Origin of the sequence: Streptomyces regalis, from assembly GCF_001509475.1 — a bacterium.
Classification (GTDB): domain Bacteria; phylum Actinomycetota; class Actinomycetes; order Streptomycetales; family Streptomycetaceae; genus Streptomyces; species Streptomyces regalis.
On record NZ_LLZG01000068.1, the window covers coordinates 1 to 16,555 of the forward strand.

12 protein-coding genes and 1 pseudogene are annotated in these 16,555 nt (G+C 70.3%); 6 read left to right on the forward strand and 7 right to left on the reverse strand.

Annotated elements, in window-relative coordinates; genetic code table 11:
• Positions 1-241 precede the first annotated feature (241 nt).
• Positions 242-1,281 (forward strand): annotated as a pseudogene (locus ADL12_RS11750) (winged helix-turn-helix domain-containing protein).
• Between the two features lie 84 nt (positions 1,282-1,365).
• Here ADL12_RS11750 and ADL12_RS11755 read toward each other — a convergent pair.
• From ADL12_RS11755 to mtnA, 7 genes are all read right to left on the reverse strand, one after another.
• Positions 1,366-2,112, reverse strand: coding sequence for a response regulator (locus ADL12_RS11755; protein ID WP_062701317.1), 747 nt, complete (start codon positions 2,110-2,112; stop codon positions 1,366-1,368).
• 202 nt (positions 2,113-2,314) lie between these two features.
• Positions 2,315-3,007 carry a ribosome hibernation-promoting factor, HPF/YfiA family gene (gene hpf, locus ADL12_RS11760; RefSeq protein ID WP_425265089.1) on the reverse strand — a complete coding sequence of 231 codons (693 nt, stop codon included), beginning with the start codon at positions 3,005-3,007 and terminating at the stop codon, positions 2,315-2,317.
• 315 nt (positions 3,008-3,322) lie between these two features.
• Complete coding sequence (locus ADL12_RS11765) at positions 3,323-4,486, reverse strand: ComF family protein (protein WP_062701337.1); 1,164 nt, start codon at positions 4,484-4,486, stop codon at positions 3,323-3,325.
• Between the two features lie 237 nt (positions 4,487-4,723).
• On the reverse strand, positions 4,724-6,565 hold the full coding sequence (locus tag ADL12_RS11770) for an LpqB family beta-propeller domain-containing protein (RefSeq protein ID WP_062701321.1): 1,842 nt from the start codon (positions 6,563-6,565) through the stop codon (positions 4,724-4,726).
• Positions 6,555-8,642, reverse strand: coding sequence for an MtrAB system histidine kinase MtrB (mtrB, locus tag ADL12_RS11775; RefSeq protein ID WP_062701323.1), 2,088 nt, complete (start codon positions 8,640-8,642; stop codon positions 6,555-6,557). Before mtrB ends, ADL12_RS11770 begins: the two co-directional genes overlap by 11 nt.
• Before the next feature lies 1 nt (position 8,643).
• The gene (gene mtrA / locus ADL12_RS11780; protein ID WP_199812060.1) at positions 8,644-9,333 is read right to left on the reverse strand and encodes a two-component system response regulator MtrA; all 690 of its coding nucleotides are present in this window, start codon (positions 9,331-9,333) and stop codon (positions 8,644-8,646) included.
• A 161-nt stretch (positions 9,334-9,494) separates the two neighbouring features.
• A complete protein-coding gene (gene mtnA, locus ADL12_RS11785) occupies positions 9,495-10,646 on the reverse strand; it encodes an S-methyl-5-thioribose-1-phosphate isomerase (RefSeq protein ID WP_062701325.1) in 1,152 nt (383 codons plus the stop codon).
• Positions 10,647-10,786: 140 nt separating this feature from the next.
• Here mtnA and ADL12_RS11790 point away from each other — a divergent pair, with 140 nt between their 5' ends.
• From ADL12_RS11790 to ADL12_RS11810, 5 genes are read left to right on the forward strand one after another with little or no spacing between them, the layout of a single operon-like run.
• Positions 10,787-12,112: a DUF7847 domain-containing protein gene (locus ADL12_RS11790; protein WP_062701327.1), complete on the forward strand. Its 1,326-nt coding sequence runs from the start codon at positions 10,787-10,789 to the stop codon at positions 12,110-12,112.
• A gap of 4 nt (positions 12,113-12,116) precedes the next feature.
• Positions 12,117-12,893, forward strand: a complete 777-nt coding sequence (locus tag ADL12_RS11795) for a DUF4129 domain-containing protein (RefSeq protein WP_062701329.1) — start codon at positions 12,117-12,119, stop codon at positions 12,891-12,893.
• Complete coding sequence (locus ADL12_RS11800) at positions 12,890-14,092, forward strand: DUF4350 domain-containing protein (RefSeq protein WP_062701331.1); 1,203 nt, start codon at positions 12,890-12,892, stop codon at positions 14,090-14,092. The genes ADL12_RS11795 and ADL12_RS11800 overlap by 4 nt, the downstream gene beginning before the upstream one ends.
• Positions 14,092-15,081: an AAA family ATPase gene (locus ADL12_RS11805; protein ID WP_107119889.1), complete on the forward strand. Its 990-nt coding sequence runs from the start codon at positions 14,092-14,094 to the stop codon at positions 15,079-15,081. The genes ADL12_RS11800 and ADL12_RS11805 overlap by 1 nt, the downstream gene beginning before the upstream one ends.
• Complete coding sequence (locus ADL12_RS11810; RefSeq protein ID WP_062701335.1) at positions 15,081-16,391, forward strand: DUF58 domain-containing protein; 1,311 nt, start codon at positions 15,081-15,083, stop codon at positions 16,389-16,391. Before ADL12_RS11805 ends, ADL12_RS11810 begins: the two co-directional genes overlap by 1 nt.
• Positions 16,392-16,555: the final 164 nt, after the last annotated feature.

Consider the following 16,555-nt stretch of genomic DNA (forward strand, 5'->3'; position numbering starts at 1 on the left):
CGCCTCAAGGGCGAACAGGTCGACGCGGTGATCGCCGACGCGGGCCTGGTCCCGGTCACGGTCGAGGGCTGGGGCAAGCCGGCCTGGGCCGACCCCGCGCCCCACCACCGACCTCTCGGCAGACGAAGCCCGCCGCATCGCCCTGAGAGCCCAAGGCTTCCTCGGCACCCCCAACCGCAGGTCCGGCGTCCGCGGCATACTCCGTCACCTCGGCGCGGTCCAACTCGACACCATCTCGGTCCTGGCCCGCTCCCACGAGCTCATCCCGTACGCCCGCCTGGGCGCGGTAGGCCGCAAGACGGTCGAGAACGCCTATTGGACGACCGCATCCACCAACACGCCGCCACAACCACACACCTTCGAGTACTGGTCCCACGCCGCCTGCATCCTCCCCATCGAGGAATGGCCCCACTTCGCCTTCCGCCGCCGCGCCTACCGAAACCGCCCGCACTGGAACCATGAACTCCCCGACGGCGCCTACGACCAGGTCATCAAGCAGCTCCGCACCGAAGGCCCCCTCACCGCGACCGAACTGGGCGGCGCGAAGAGAACCAGTGAGTGGTGGGACTGGTCGGGCTCGAAGGTCGCCGCCGAACGCGCCCTGATGTACGGCGAGGTGGTCTGCGTCGAGCGCCGCGGCTGGAAGCGCGTCTACGACCTCGCCGAACGCGCCATCCCACAGGAACTGCTGCACGACGACCTGGACGACACCGAATGCCTGCGCCGCCTGGTCCGCCTGGCCGGCCAGTCCCTCGGCGTCGGCACACGCGCGGACATCGCCGACTACCACCGCCTCAAGGGCGAACAGGTCGACGCGGTGATCGCCGACGCGGGCCTGGTCCCGGTCACGGTCGAGGGCTGGGGCAAGCCGGCCTGGGCCGACCCCGCGCCCTGGAGACACCCCCGCGCAGCCGCCACCGCACGACGCTCCTGTCCCCGTTCGACTCCCTGATCTGGGAACGGGCACGCACGGAGCGGATCTTCGGCTTCACCCACCGCCTGGAGGCCTACGTCCCCAAGCAGAAGCGGGTCTACGGCTATTTCGCGATGCCGGTCCTGGCCGGCGGCCGCCTCGTCGGCCGCGTGGACCCGGCCCGCGAGGGCCGCACGCTGGTGGCCAAGCAGGTCACCTTGGACGGCCCGAAGGCGGTCCCTGCGGTGGCCCAGGCACTGGCCGAGGCGGCGAGCTGGGTGGACTGCACGGACGTACGCGTGGAACGCGTGGACGCACCCGCCCTGCGCCAGCCGCTCGCCGACGCGCTGACCCGCATAGTGGCGTGACCCTCAGGAACCCTCAGCAGCCCTCAAGGACCACACAAAGACCTCACAAAGCCCCTGAGGGCCCGTCAGAACCGCGCAGACCCCTCAACGGATCTCGAGGATCTTCTCCCGCATCGCATACACCACGGCCTCCATCCTGGAGTGCAGCTGCAGCTTCTCCAGGATGTTGCGCACATGGTTCTTCACGGTGTTCTCGGAGATGAACAACTCCTTGGCGATATCGCGGTTGTTCATCCCCGTGGCGACGAGCTTCAGAACCTCCAGCTCACGGTCCGTCAGCCGCGGCGCGGGCACAAGCCGACGCTCGTCCGTCCGCTGGATCATCGACTTGAATTCGGTGAGGAGTTTCGACGCCATGGACGGACTGATCTGCGACTGCCCGTCGGCCACCGCACGAATGGCGGTGGCCACCTCGTCCGTGGAGATCTCCTTGAGGAGATAACCGGTCGCCCCGGCCTTGATCGCGTCGTAGAGGTCGGCCTCCTCGTCGCTGATCGTCAGCATGATGATCTTCGCGCTGGGGGCCACCTCCTTGATGGAGGTGCAGGCCTCGATCCCGCCCCGCTTGGGCATCCGTACGTCCATCAGGACGATGTCCGGCAGCAGGTCCGCGGCCTTGTCGACGGCCTCCGCGCCGTCTCCCGCCTCCCCTACGACCTGGATGTCCTCCTCGGCCGCCAGCACGATCTCCAGTCCACGGCGGAACAGGGCGTGGTCGTCCACGACGAGGACTCTGATCGGCTCCTTGCGTGGAGAGCCCCCTCCCGGGCCCATGCCGACAACGTCGCCGTCGGCATCCTCGTCCCGCATCGGTCCGAAGCTGTCCGCCATCGTTCCTCCCCCTGAAGGCTGCGGCTGGTCGTTTGCCATCGCCAACCCAAGGCACCGGCCCACCGGTTGGGCCGGTAGCGGCCATGATTTCATGCCCGGCCGACACTGCGGTGACGAGCGGGGCGCGAAGTGGTCGCACTCCGGTGCCCCTGGGGGCGCACACGCGCTCCAGGGGCACCGGCTCAGCTGTCAGCCGGGTTGGTCAACCGCCCAGCGTGCCCCCGGCCGCGGGAGACTGCGCCTGGGTGACCATCGGGTCCGTGTTGAGGTGGATGACCCCGTAGTCGTAGGCGTGCCGCCGGTAGACGACACTTGGTTCCTTCGTCTCGGAATCGACGAAGAGGTAGAAGTCGTGCCCGACCAGCTCCATCTCGTAGAGGGCCTGGTCGAGGGTCATCGGGGAGGCGACGTGCGTCTTCTCGCGCACGATGAGGGGGCCTTCGCCCTTCACTTCCAGCGAGCCGATCTTCTTGGTGGGAACTCCGTCCGGCTCTTCTTCCTGGAAGGTGTGGCCGTTGCCGTTGAGCGTCGCCGCGCCCGGAACGTGGTCGGGGACCTCGGCCGCCGTGAGTCGGCGTGCGCCTCGGCGCGAGAAACGCTTGTCGTGCTGCTTGCGCAGCCGGGCATCCAGCTTCTCCGCCGCCAGGTCGAGCGCCGCGTACGGATCGCTGGCCGCTGCCTCCGCCCGGATCACCGGACCGCGGGAGCGGAGCGTGATCTCCACTCGATCACTGCGGTCGGCCTGTCGGGGGTTGGGCTCCTTGGACACCTCGACGTCGAGGCTGATCACCTTGGCATCGAGCCTCTGGATCTTCTCCAGCTTCAGCTTCTCGGCCACGTGCTTGCGGAACCGCTCGGGCACCTCGGTCTTGCGGCCCTTGACGACGATGTCCACGCAGAACTCCGTTCCCGGATCACTCCGCTCCATCCGCGGAGCATCTCCCTTTTGCACCCGGCTCCGGTGAACCCCGGAACCTCGGACTCGGTGACTTCCACCTCCTCCTCCCCCATGGGCAAGATCTCCACCCCATCGCCGCAGCTGATTGCGCAAAACCCGCAGCACGGCATTCGGATATGGCAGGGATGGCCTGCGCCTTTCCCTCACAACCGAACATATCTCGCCCGGACGGATGTCGTCACCCTCTACCGCGGCGTACCTCCGTTCAGGTGAATAGACCCTCTCGTTACCTGCAACGATGCAAGTTCGCAGTCAGTTCCGGTTTATTTCGAAAGAATCCGGCGACGCAGCGACCACGGCCGCGCAGATCACGTCACCGGCTCGTCCGGCGCCCATGATTCCCGGCACCTCACGCGTCCGCCACACGGCGCCCTCCATCGATCCAGTCCTCCGTTCCCCAGTGCTTTCCCGAGTTCCCGCCCCGTACACAGCGGTTGTCCCGTCACCACTCGCACCGAACTCCGCAGTCACCCATCCATACGCGCCCGCCTCCTCCGCCGTTCTGCCGTATGCGCTCGCTTCCTCATCCGTGCCCCCGCCGGCTCCGGTGCCTGCCACCCTGCCGTACGCGACCGACCGCACCGCGTTGCCGCCAGCTGCTGACTCCGCCGTACGACTGCGCGAGTCGGCTCCGTCCGGGCCGCGCGGGTCCGCCCCTTCCGGGCAGGGCCCCGCTTCCTCCGCCAAGGCCGCCCGCACAGCGCGCGCCGCCTCCGCCAGGGACGCGCCCGTCGTCATCAGATCGTCGACGAGCACGACCGGACCACCGGCGAGCAGCCGCCCACCCCCGGGAGCCACGGTCAGCGCGCCCGCGAGATTGTCCAGCCGCTGCCGGGAGTTGAGCCCCGACTGATCGGCCACCGCACGCCTCTGCCGCAGCACGGCGAGCACCCGCGCCGGTGTCCCGGCCCGCCTCAGCTCACCCGCAGCCGCGAGCGCGATCCGCCGCGCCGGATCGTGCCCCCTTGCCCGGACCGCCCCACGCGCGGACGGAACGGGTACCAGCAGCAGAGGCGCACCGGCGCCTCCGAACCGGCCCGGCCCGTCGGCCCGCACCTGCGACCCCCGGGACCGCACACCCCGCACAGCCCGCACGGACGCCCCGTCGCCGTGCGCACAGATCTCCCGAAGCCCCGCCCGCACGGCTCCCGCCAGAGCCGTCCCGAGCGGTGCCGCGAGCGCCAGCGCCCCGCGTTCCTTGTGGGCCAGCAGCACGGCCCGCACCTCGTCCGCGTACCGGGCCGCTGCGTGCACGACCGGCAGTCCGGACGGTTCCGGCACCGGTCGCACCCGGCTCGGTACGGTCCCGCTCAGGACGGCACGGCACTCCGGGCAGAGCACCGTGCGAGGCCTTGCACAGCCTCCGCACTGAGCCGGCAGCACCAGGTCGGTGAGGTCCTGCCACCACCCGCGCATGCCCACCACTGTGCCAACACCCGCCCCGACCGACCACCCCTGTGGATAACCCCCTGTGGAAAACGCCGGGCCCGACGCAGACGTCCATTTCCGTCCCGTTAGCCGCGCCGGAGCCCCCCCGGCCGGATTCCCCCGTCAAAAGGGAAGCGGCCGCTTCCAGCCGGAGTCCCACCCCGGCCGGAAGCGGCCGCCACACTCACCGTCCTCGAACCTCAACGGCTCGGGCCGGGCAAAACCTCACCCCGGATAAACCGGAGCCGTCCCGTCCGTCATAACCTTCTCCCACTGCGTCCCGGACGGCAGCCGTACGATCCCGTCCTCCGAGTACCCGACCAGCGGCAGCCGCGCGTCCTCGGACGCGGTGATCTCCTTCACCCCGCTGAGGGCCGCGGGCGCAGGCCCCTCCGGCGTGGAGCCGTCGACCTGGACGTACCGCATCGTCTGTACGCCGCCGTGCTCACGTCCGACCACCACGAGCCGACTGTCACCGGCCCACGATATGGCGGTGACCTCCTCCAACTGTGGCGTCGCGGAACGCAGTTCGTGAACGGAGACGGTCGAACGCTCCTCCGCCTTGCCGTCCTCGCTCCGTTCGATCCGCCCGATGAGCAGCGAGGACTTGTCGCTCTGCTCCACCACGAGCGCGATCCGCACCCCGTCGGCGGCCACCCGCACGGACTCGATGCGCCCCTCCAGCCCCGGCGGCGTCTTGACCACCAGCGGATCACCCACGCCCTCCTTCAGCAGGAGCAGCCGAGGGTTGTCGGGGTCACGGTCGGCCACCCACAGGTCGCCCTGGGCGTCCCAGCTGGGCGCCGACAGCCGCTCGTCCGCCGTCGGGCCCGAGCTGGTCAGCTCCGGCTCCCCGAGCGGACCGCCCGACACCAGCGCGCCGACGTACAACTCCTTGCCGTCGAGGCCGACCCCTGCAGCCATGTCCTCGTCACGCGACACCGCCACTGATCCCAGCTGCTTGTCCCCCTCGCCCAGGGCGCCCGGCACGGGGTCAGGCTTCGTGCCATTGGTTGCGGCAGCCAGCCGTACAAGCCGGTGCTTGGCATCGAGGAAGTACAGGTAGTCGGCGCGCTCCACCGACCCGCGCGTGGCAACGGTCTCAGCCCCGCCGTCGGTGAGCTCACACAGCTGCCTGCCGCCCGCCTTGAGCTCGACCTCGTCAACCGTGGGGGTGAGGTTCTGCAGGGTGAACAGGAGCTGGGCCGCCATCTCGTTGCACTGGGCCAGGCCGACCCGGGCCGCCTTGTCGTTCAACAGCACCGTCAGGATGTTCTGGTCGTTGGGCGTCAGCGAGGTGACGCTGTCCTTGAGCGCCGTACCGGTGGGGAAGCTCGACCTGACCACCGGGTCGAGCCAGCTGGTGGGCCCTGTGAGCAGGGAGCGCACCATCTGCGTCATGGGGTCCACGTTCCTGCGCACGTAGACGGGATCGGCGACGGTCGCCGTGTGCGGTGAGGTCCCGAGCGGGGTGTTCGTGGCGAAGTAGTACTTGTCGACGGACATGTAATTGCGCTGGAAGTCCGACTTGCCCATGACGACGCCGCGCGGCGGGACGTCGATGCGCCACTGCTCCGTCTTCTTGTCCCGGGTGAGGTGCATCGGCTCGTTGTAGTCGCCACTGGCGGGCACGTACGACTGCTGCGCGTCGACCGTGGCGACCTTGGTGCCGGTCAGCGTGTACGAGAGGTTGTCGGTCTCCTCCCGGCCTCCGACACGTTCGGCTTCGGCGCCCGGTCCGTCGGCCAGCACCGTCGTGGACAGCAAGGGCCGCCACTTGTCCGACGCTTCCTTGGTCAGGTACTTGCGCGCTATCTCATAGTCCGGATCATCGCTGGTCAGTGCTTCCAGGAACCCCGACACGATCTCCGACGACGAAGCGTCCTCGTGCGGCGGATTGGCGAAGACCCGCACCTGCGTGTCCTGGCGCGGCGTGGACTCGACACCACGTAGATCGCCGCTGTCGGGCATCGAGGCGCACCCCGCCAGCAGTACGGCTCCACAGGCGGCGTACGCCACCGCGCGCCCCGGCGTGCGCCGGGCTCCCCCCTCGCGGTCAGCGCCCACGAGATGCCTCCCCATGCCTGCTCGACTCCTCGTCCTGCCCGGCCTCCTCGCTCGGGGGCCCATCCCCAGCGGGTGTGTCGTCCTGTCTCCGCGCGCCCGATGCGGGCCGGGGGACCACGCGCGCGCCGTTGCCGGGCAGCGCCGTCGGATCGGCTTTGGGGACCGAGGCGGCGCCCAAACGCGGTGCGATCGGGTCCCGCGGCGGGATCGCGGGCACCTGGCCCCCCGTGGGCTGCGCCGGCACCGTCACGGCCTTCTCACCGCCGCCGCACGGCAGACCGGCGTCATTAAGTCCACGATTGCGGCGCGAGTCCTTGGGCTCCAGGGGTATCGGCGAGCCCCGCAGCGGCTCGTCCGCGGTCCGCGGCAGCGTCAGCCGGAACTGCGAACCGCCTCCCGGCTCGCCCCACGCCTGCAGCCAGCCACCGTGCAACCGCGCGTCCTCCAGCGCGATGGACAGCCCCAGCCCCGTACCTCCCGTCGTACGCGCGCGTGCCGGGTCCGCCCGCCAGAAGCGGCTGAAGACACGGGTCGCCTCACCGGGCTTGAGCCCGACGCCGTAGTCGCGCACGGCGACCGCGACCGCCCCACCCGCCGCAGCGAGCTTGACGACGACGTCCCTGCCCTCGCCGTGCTCGACGGCGTTGACCACGAGGTTGCGCAGCACGCGCTCGACGCGCCGCGCGTCGGCCTCGGCGACGATGGGCTGCTGGTCGCCGACGATGCGTATCTGTGTGCCCTTGCGCTCGGCGAGCGGCTCGGCCCCACTGACGACGCGTCGTACGACCTCCCTGAGGTCGATCGGCTCCGCCTCCAGCGCCGCCGCGCCCGCGTCGAAGCGGCTGATCTCCAGCAGGTCGGCGAGCAGCGACTCGAACCGGTCCAGCTGGTCGGCGAGCAGCTCCGCCGACCGCGCGGTCACCGGATCGAAGTCCTCCCGCGCCTCATGTATGACGTCGGCGGCCATCCGTACAGTCGTCAGCGGCGTCCGCAGCTCGTGCGACACGTCGGACACGAACCGTCGCTGCATCCGCGACAGGTCCTCCAGCTGCTGGATCTTCAGCTGCAGGTTCTGCGCCATCTTGTTGAAGGCCTCGCCGAGCCGCGCGATGTCGTCCTCGCCGGTGACCTTCATCCGTTCCTGCAGCCGCCCGGCGGACAGCCGCTCGGCGATCCCGGCCGCCATCCGCACGGGCGTGACGACCTGGCGCACCACGAGCCAGGCGATGGCCCCGAGGAGTACGACGACGAAGAGCCCGGCGGTCGCGAGCGTCCCCTTGACCAGGCTCAGCGACTTCTCTTCCTGAGTGAGCGGGAAGAGGTAGTAGAGCTGATACGGGTCGCTGTTGGGGTCGTTGACCTGCTTGCCGATGACCAGAGCCGGCTGCGACTCCTTGTCGGCGGTGGGGTTGTAGATGATGCGGGTGTAGCTCTGGAACGCCCCCGTATTGCTGTCGATCCGCTCGCGCAGGTCCTCGGGCACGCTCGCCGTCGGGTCGACGTCACCGGAGGCACGCCGCCCGCGCCCGCCGGTGTCCCCTCCCGTGGAGGCCGGGAGCGTCACCACGTCGAAGGCGCCCTGGCCGCCGCTGGAAAGGGAGGAGACGAGGTCAGTCATCCATGCCGTCATCTGGATGATGTTCTGCTCGGAACGCTCGTTCCCCGTCGCGCCATCGTCGCCGTTCACCGCCGCCGCCTCGTCGGCCCTCTGCTTGGCCGCCGCGAACCCGCCGGTGGCCTGGCTCTGCGAGGCCTTCACCTTGGCGTCCAGCAGGCCGTTGCGCACCTGCCCGATGACGACGAAGCCCAGCAGCAGAACCACGCCGAGCGACATCAGCAGGGTCGTGACGACGACCTTGAGCTGGATATTGCGCCGCCACAACCGCATGACGGGCAGCAGCGGCCGGCGCACCCAGCGCAGCACCAGACGAAGGACCGGGCTGCCCTGGACTCCGCCCTGCAGCAGCCCGCCCTCCAGGAACCGTCCCCAGCGGGAGCCCGGCGCCTTCCGGCCGACAGGCCGCTCCGGACGGGCCCCGGTCCGACCGGGGGCCGCAGCGGCACTGTCCCGGGACATGTCAGCTCGGCCCTGCCTTGTAGCCGACACCACGAACGGTCACCACGATCTCCGGCCGCTCCGGATCCTTCTCGACTTTGGAACGCAGCCGCTGCACATGCACGTTGACCAGACGGGTGTCGGCCGCGTGCCGGTAGCCCCACACCTGCTCGAGGAGCACCTCACGTGTGAACACCTGCCACGGCTTACGGGCCAGCGCGACCAGCAGATCGAACTCCAACGGCGTCAGCGCGATCGACTGCCCGTCCCGCTTCACGGAGTGCCCGGCCACGTCGATGACGAGATCACCGATGGCGAGCTGCTCCGGCGCCGGCTCCTCCGACCTCCGCAGCCGCGCCCGGATCCGGGCGACAAGCTCCTTCGGCTTGAACGGCTTCACGATGTAGTCGTCGGCGCCGGACTCCAGGCCCACCACGACATCGACGGTGTCGCTCTTGGCCGTCAGCATCACGATCGGCACACCGGACTCCGCCCTGATCAGACGGCACACCTCGATGCCGTCCCGCCCGGGCAGCATCAGGTCGAGCAGCACCAGGTCGGGCTTGCTCTCCCGGAATGCGGCCAACGCCTTGTCGCCGTCGGCTACGAAAGACGGCTCAAAACCTTCACCACGCAGCACAATGCCGAGCATCTCGGCCAGTGCGGTGTCGTCGTCGACGACAAGGACTCGTCCCTTCATGAATGCCATCATCCCATTCTCATAACAGTGGCGAAGGCAGTGGTGAGATAGGTCACCGGCCAGTGACCTTAGTCGTACGCAGTCCCTACTGTCTGCCCTCGTCCACATCACAGGGCGTGACCTTCAGGCGGGTTTGCCCCGCCTTGCCCGCCCGACTGGTTCCGACCGCTACGTCACAGGATCTGCGTCACCTGCCGCGACCTGGCACACAGCTCGGCCAGCGCCTCGGTCGTCACGGGCGACACGGCTCCCTCTTCGGTGACGATCGCCGTCACCAGCTCGGGCGGCGTCACATCGAACGCCGGGTTGTACGCCTGGGTCCCCAGCGGCGCCACCGGAATCCCACCGCCCGGTTCCGCTCCCGCCACCGGCACCTGGGGAGCCATGACCTCGGTCACCTCGAATCCAGGGCGCTGCTCGACCTCGATGGACGCCCCGTCCGGCGTCTGCGGATCCACCGTCGTCAGCGGTGCCACCACGATGAACGGCACATGGTGGTAGCGGGCGAGCACGGCGAGCGGATAGCTCCCCACCTTGTTCGCCACCGAACCGTCGGCCGCGATGCGGTCCGCGCCGATCAGCACCGCGTCCACCTCTCCGGCGGCGAACAGGGACCCCGCCGCGTTGTCCGTCAGCAAGGTGTACGCCATGCCGCTGCGCGCCGCCTCGTACGCCGTCAGGCGAGCCCCTTGCAGCAACGGCCGCGTCTCGTCCACCCACAGCCGCCTGAGCCGCCCGGCCCGGTGTGCCGCCAGCGCCACCGCGAACGCCGTGCCCTCCCCGCCCGACACCAGCGACCCGGTGTTGCAGTGCGTGAGGATGCGGTGCCCACCACCTGGCAGCAGCTCGTCCAGCAGCGCCAGCCCCCGCTCGGCCATCCGGGAGCTGGCCTCGGCGTCCTCCTTGTGCAACGCCCGCGCCGCGCCCAGCGCCGCAGCAGCGGCCTGCTCGACATCCCCGCTCCTCGCCAGCTCGGCCCGGTACGCGGCCTGGGCCCTGCGCACGCCGACGGAGAGGTTCACCGCAGTGGGCCGAGCGCCCGCCAGCGACTCCGCAGCGTCGTCGACATCGAAACCGCGCGCGGCGGCGAGCGCGACACCGTACGCCCCGGCGATCCCGAGCAGCGGCGCCCCGCGCACGGCGAGCGAACGGATCGCCTCCACCAGCGCGGGCGCGTCCGTACAGACCAGCTCGACCTCCTCGGCCGGCAGCCTCGTCTGGTCGAGAAGGACCACAACGGGACCTTCAGGTGGTTCGTCCCACCGGATCGCCGGTATCTCGTTCGGCCTGCTGTCCTCGCCGGATTGCGCGTACTGATCAGCCATGCGGCCAGTCTGCCCCTTATCCGGCGGACAATTGAAGGTACGCAGCCCATACCGCGGCCGGTACCTCGCCGACCACCCCATGGCACGATGGCTGCCAACCTGCCACCGCGACCGCGGACGGGCACCGTGAAGGAGCGACGATGAACGACACTCCGGGCTGGGCCTCGCCCGGATCCGCCCCGTCCGACGGGCAGGAACCCGGCACGTCCGACCCTGCCGAGCCCGCAGGCCGTCCCGACCCCGTGCAGCAGCCGGGAACGGACCCACAGGACTCCGGCCCGAAGTGGTCCAAGGAACAGCCGCCACCCGCCCAGTGGTCCGCCCCGACGGGGCCCCAGGCTCCGGGCCAGACCCCGCCACCCCCACCGCCCGGCCCGGGCTGGGGCGCTCGCCCTCCTGCCGGTCCCGGCGGATACGGCGGACACAGCGGTGGACACCACGGCTACGGTGCCCCGGCCGGATACGGCGGTTGGGGCGGCCCTCCGCCCGCGGCCAAGCCCGGGGTGATCCCGCTGCGCCCCCTCGGCGTCGGTGAGATCCTCGACGGCGCGGTCTCCACCATGCGCACCTACTGGCGCACGGTCCTGGGCATCTCGCTGACCGTCGCGATCGTGACGGAGATCCTCGTCATCCTCGTCCAGGGCTTCGTCCTGAACGACCGCCTCAGCACCGAGGCCCTCAACGACCCGAACGCCACCCTCAGCGAACTGACTCGCGCCACCGGCGATGCCCTGATCAGCTCCAGCGTGATTCTCCTGATCTCGGTGATCGGCGCAATTGCCGCGACCGCCCTGCTGACGACGGTCACCAGCCGCGCGGTGCTCGGCAAGTCGGTGACCACCGGCGAGGCCTGGCGCGACGCCCGCCCTCAGGTGCTGCGCCTCTTCGGTCTGCTCTTCCTGCTGCTGCTCATGACCTTCGGCCTGCTGCTCGCGGGCGCCGTGCCCGGCATCCTCGTGGCCGCCTCGGGCTCCGGTGACGGCGGCGCGGCGCTCGCCGTCCTGGGCATCTTCGGCGGCGGCATCGTCGCACTGTGGCTGTGGTTCCGCTTCTCCCTCGCCTCGCCTGCGCTGATGCTGGAGAAGCAGGGCATCTTGAAGGCTCTGAGCCGCTCTGCGAGGCTGGTGCGGGGCTCCTGGTGGCGCGTCTTCGGCATCCAGCTGCTCGCCGCGATCATCGCGAACATCGTCGCGGCGATCGTCGTCATCCCCTTCACCTTCCTCGCCGGCGCGCTCAGCGGCGACGGTGCCACCAACTTCCTCAACGGCACCACCGAGTTCGGCTGGACGTTCCTCATCATCAGCGGCGTCGGTTCGGTGATCGGCTCCATGATCACCTTCCCGATCACGGCCGGCGTCACCGTCCTGCTCTACATCGACCAGCGCATCCGCCGCGAGGCCCTCGACCTCGAACTGGCCCGAGCCGCAGGCGTCCAGGGCTACGGCGCCGACACCCCGGGGAGCTGAACCGGTGAGCCTGGCGGGGGGAGTTCTCACAGCAGCGTCAGCACCACCGGACGCGGCCGAACGCGCATTGCTGCGCGCCGGCGACACGTCCCTACTGTCGCTTGCGGCACGCTCCGACGACGAGCCACCGCTGACGATCCCTCGTGATCCCGCGCGGGAAGCGGCCCGGCGTGAACTGTCGAAGCACATGTACCACGAGAACGAACCCAGCTGGTTCCAGCGCGCCCTGGACACCTTCTGGGACTGGGTCGAGGACTTGTTCAGCAGCGCCTCGACCGTGACGCCCGGAGGGCCGCTCGGCCTGGTCGTAGTCATCCTGGTCGTCCTCGCAGTCCTCGGCGCCCTGTGGTGGCGCCTTGGCACCCCACGCCACCAACCCACCTCCTCCGCCGCCCTGTTCGACGACCGCCCCCGCAGCGCCGCCGAGCACCGAGCCGCCGCCGAAGCACATGCCGCCCAGGGCCACTGGAACCAGGCCGTCCAGGAACGCATGCGCGCCATCGTCCGCTCCCTCGAGGAACGCGCACTTCTCGACGTCCGGCCCGGCCGCACGGCGGACGAGGCCGCCGCCGAAGCAGGCCGCTCCCTGCCCTCCCACACCGACGGCCTGCGCGCCGCCGCCCGGGACTTCGACGACGTCACATACGGCGGACGGACCGCGACCCAGCAGGCATACCAGCGCATCGCCGAACTCGACCGCGACCTGGAGAGCACCAAGCCACAACTCGCGAGCAATGCCCCCAGCACGGCCCACAACGCCCGCCAGGGAGCCGCCGAATGACCACCCAGGCCACGCTCCCGTCCACCTCGGCCTCGCCCACTGCACGTCAGGTGTGGACCCGCACGCGAGGCGTCGTCCTCGCCATCGTGCTCCTGCTGGTGGCCGCCGTAGCCATCGCCACGATCCGCTCCGACGCCCGGCACGGCGCCCTCGACCCACGCTCCGCCGACCCCAAAGGCAGCCGGGCGGTCGCCGAACTCCTCTCCGACCGCGGCGTGGACACGCGCGTCGTCACCACCCTGGACGAGGCACGCACCGCGTCCGCCGCGGACACCACCCTCCTGGTCGCCGCTCCCAACCTGCTGACGCATCGTCAACAGACCTCGCTGCGCTCGGCAACCGCCGACTCCGGCGGCCGCACCGTCCTCGTCGCCCCAGGCAGCTGGTCCGTCGAAAGACTCGTCCCCGGAGTCACCGCGGACCCCGCCACCAGCCTCGACTCGGAGCTCTCCCCTGACTGCTCCCTGCCCGCCGCCCAGCGCGCGGGCATCGCCGACCTGGGCGGCGTCCGCTACACCACCACCCACCTCGGCGCCGACCAGTGCTACCCCAGCGAGCGCCTGGCCACCCTGCTGCGTGTCCCGGAGATCACCAGGAACGGCGATTCCATCGTCCTCGGCGCGCCCGACATCCTCTACAACGACCGCCTCGACGAGCAGGGCAACGCCTCGCTCGCCCTCCAACTCCTCGGCTCCCGCCCCCACTTGGTCTGGTACCTCCCCTCGCTCTCCGACACGTCGGCCGCAGACGCGGACGACGAGCGCAGCTTCTTCGACCTGCTCCCCTCGGGCTGGCTCTGGGGCACGCTGCAGCTCTTCATCGCCGCAGCCCTGGCCGCCCTCTGGCGGGCACGCCGACTCGGCCCCCTGGTGCCCGAAAAACTCCCCGTGGCGATCCGAGCCTCCGAAACCGTCGAAGGCCGTGCCCGCCTCTACCGCAAGGCGAACGCCCGCGACCGCGCGGCCGCCGCTCTTCGCTCCACCACCCGCACGCGCCTCGCCCCCCTCGTAGGTGTCCCCGTCTCCCAGGCGCATGCACCCGAGGCCCTGCTCCCCGCTCTGTCCACCCACCTCCACAACCACGGAGACGGACAGACCCTGCACACTCTCCTCTTCGGCCCGCCGCCCAGCGACGACACGGCCCTCATCGCCCTCGCCGACCAACTCGACGCCCTCGAAAGAGAGGTACGCCGTCCATGATGGACCCGACCACTGACAACGCCGGGAACACCGGGGACGCGGGCACCGCCCGCGCCTCCCTGGAAGCCCTGCGCGCCGAGATCGCCAAAGCCGTGGTCGGCCAGGACCCCGCCGTGACCGGCCTCGTCGTCGCCCTCCTCTGCCGCGGGCACGTTCTCCTAGAAGGAGTCCCTGGGGTAGCCAAAACGTTGCTCGTCCGCGCCCTCGCATCCGCGCTCGAACTCGACACCAAGCGCGTCCAGTTCACCCCCGACCTCATGCCGAGCGACGTGACGGGCTCGCTCGTCTACGACACCCGCACCGCCGAGTTCTCCTTCCAGCCCGGCCCGGTCTTCACCAACCTGCTCCTCGCCGACGAAATCAACCGCACCCCACCGAAGACCCAGTCGTCCCTGCTGGAGGCCATGGAGGAACGCCAGGTCACAGTCGACGGCACACCGCGCCCCCTCCCCGACCCGTTCCTCGTCGCAGCAACCCAGAACCCGGTCGAGTACGAGGGCACCTACCCCCTCCCCGAAGCCCAGCTGGACCGTTTCCTCCTCAAGCTCACCATCCCGCTGCCCTCCCGCCAGGACGAGATCGACGTCCTCACCCGCCACGCCGAGGGTTTCAACCCACGCGACCTGCGCGCCGCCGGCGTACGCCCCGTAGCCGGCCCGGCAGACCTGGAAGCGGCACGCGCGGCGGTGGCCAAGACGACGGTCTCCCTGGAGATCACGGCCTACGTTGTCGACATCTGCCGAGCCACCCGAGAATCGCCGTCCCTGAACCTGGGCGTCTCCCCACGCGGCGCCACGGCCCTCCTGGCCACCGCCCGCGCGTGGGCCTGGCTGACAGGCCGCGACTACGTCATCCCCGACGACGTCAAGGCACTCGCCCTCCCCACCCTCCGCCACCGCGTGCAGCTCCGCCCGGAAGCCGAGATGGAAGGCGTCACGGCCGACTCCGTCATCAACGCGATCCTCGCCCACGTCCCCGTCCCCCGCTGATGGCACTCACCGGACGCGCCGCACTCCTCGCGGCCCTAGGCTCCCTCCCCGTAGGCATCTGGGACCCCAGCTGGACGGGCATCCTCGCGGTGAACGCACCTTTGGCTGCGGCCTGCGCCTGCGACTTCGCACTGGCAGCGCCGGTACGACGGCTGGGCCTGAGCCGCTCCGGCGACACCTCCGTACGCCTGGGCGAGACAGCAGACGTCACTCTCACAATCACCAACCCATCCCCGCGCCCGCTCCGCGCCCACCTCCGCGACGCCTGGCCACCCAGCAGCTGGCAGCCGGGCACGGAGGTGGCGTCATCCCGCCACACGGTGACGGTCCCCGCCGGCGAACGCCGGCGCATCACCACCCGCCTACGCCCCACCCGCCGCGGCGACCGCCAGGCCGACCGCGTGACGATTCGCTCGTACGGCCCTCTGCGCCTCTTCTCCCGCCAGGGCACCCACAAAGTCCCCTGGACGGTACGCGTCCTGCCCCCCTTCACAAGCCGCAAGCACCTGCCGTCCAAACTGGCCCGCCTGCGCGAACTCGACGGCCGCACCAGCGTGCTCATTCGCGGCCAAGGCACAGAATTCGACAGCCTGCGCGAATACGTTCCCGGCGACGACACCCGCTCCATCGACTGGCGCGCTACGGCCCGACAGTCCGCGGTAGCCGTACGCACCTGGCGCCCCGAACGCGACCGCCACATCCTGCTCGTCCTGGACACCGGCCGCACCTCAGCAGGCCGCGTCGGCGACGCTCCACGCCTTGACGCCTCCATGGACGCGGCACTACTTCTGGCCGCCCTCGCTTCCCGAGCCGGCGACCGCGTGGACCTTCTCGCCTACGACCGTCGAGTACGCGCCCTCGTCCAGGGCCGCACAGCAGGCGACGTCCTCCCTTCCCTGGTCAACGCGATGGCCACGCTCGAACCGGAGCTGATCGAAACGGACGCACGAGGCCTGACGGCCGTAGCGCGCCGTACGGCGCCCCGCCACTCCCTGATCGTGCTGCTGACGACCCTCGATGCCGCCCCGATCGAGGAGGGCCTGCTCCCCGTCCTGGCCCAGCTCACCCAGCGCCACACCGTTCTCCTCGCATCAGTAGCGGATCCCCACATCGCAGGCATGGCCACCGCGCGCGGAAACACAGACTCTGTGTACGAGGCCGCAGCCGCCGCACAGGCCCAAAACGAACGCCACCGCACAGCGGAACAACTCCGCCGTCACGGCGTCACGGTCGTCGACGCGACGCCGGAGGAACTCGCACCGGCACTGGCGGACGCATATCTGGCCCTCAAGGCGGCGGGACGCCTTTAACAAAGGGAATGAAGGGGCCCTCCTACGCTCTCCTACGGAGGGCCCCTAATCGATGGGCCAACCGTAAACGCAGAAAGCCCCCGTGCCGGTATCCCCGGCCGGGGGCTTTCTCAAAATTTGTTCGGCGGCGTCCTACTCTCCCACAGGGTCCCCCCTGCAGTACC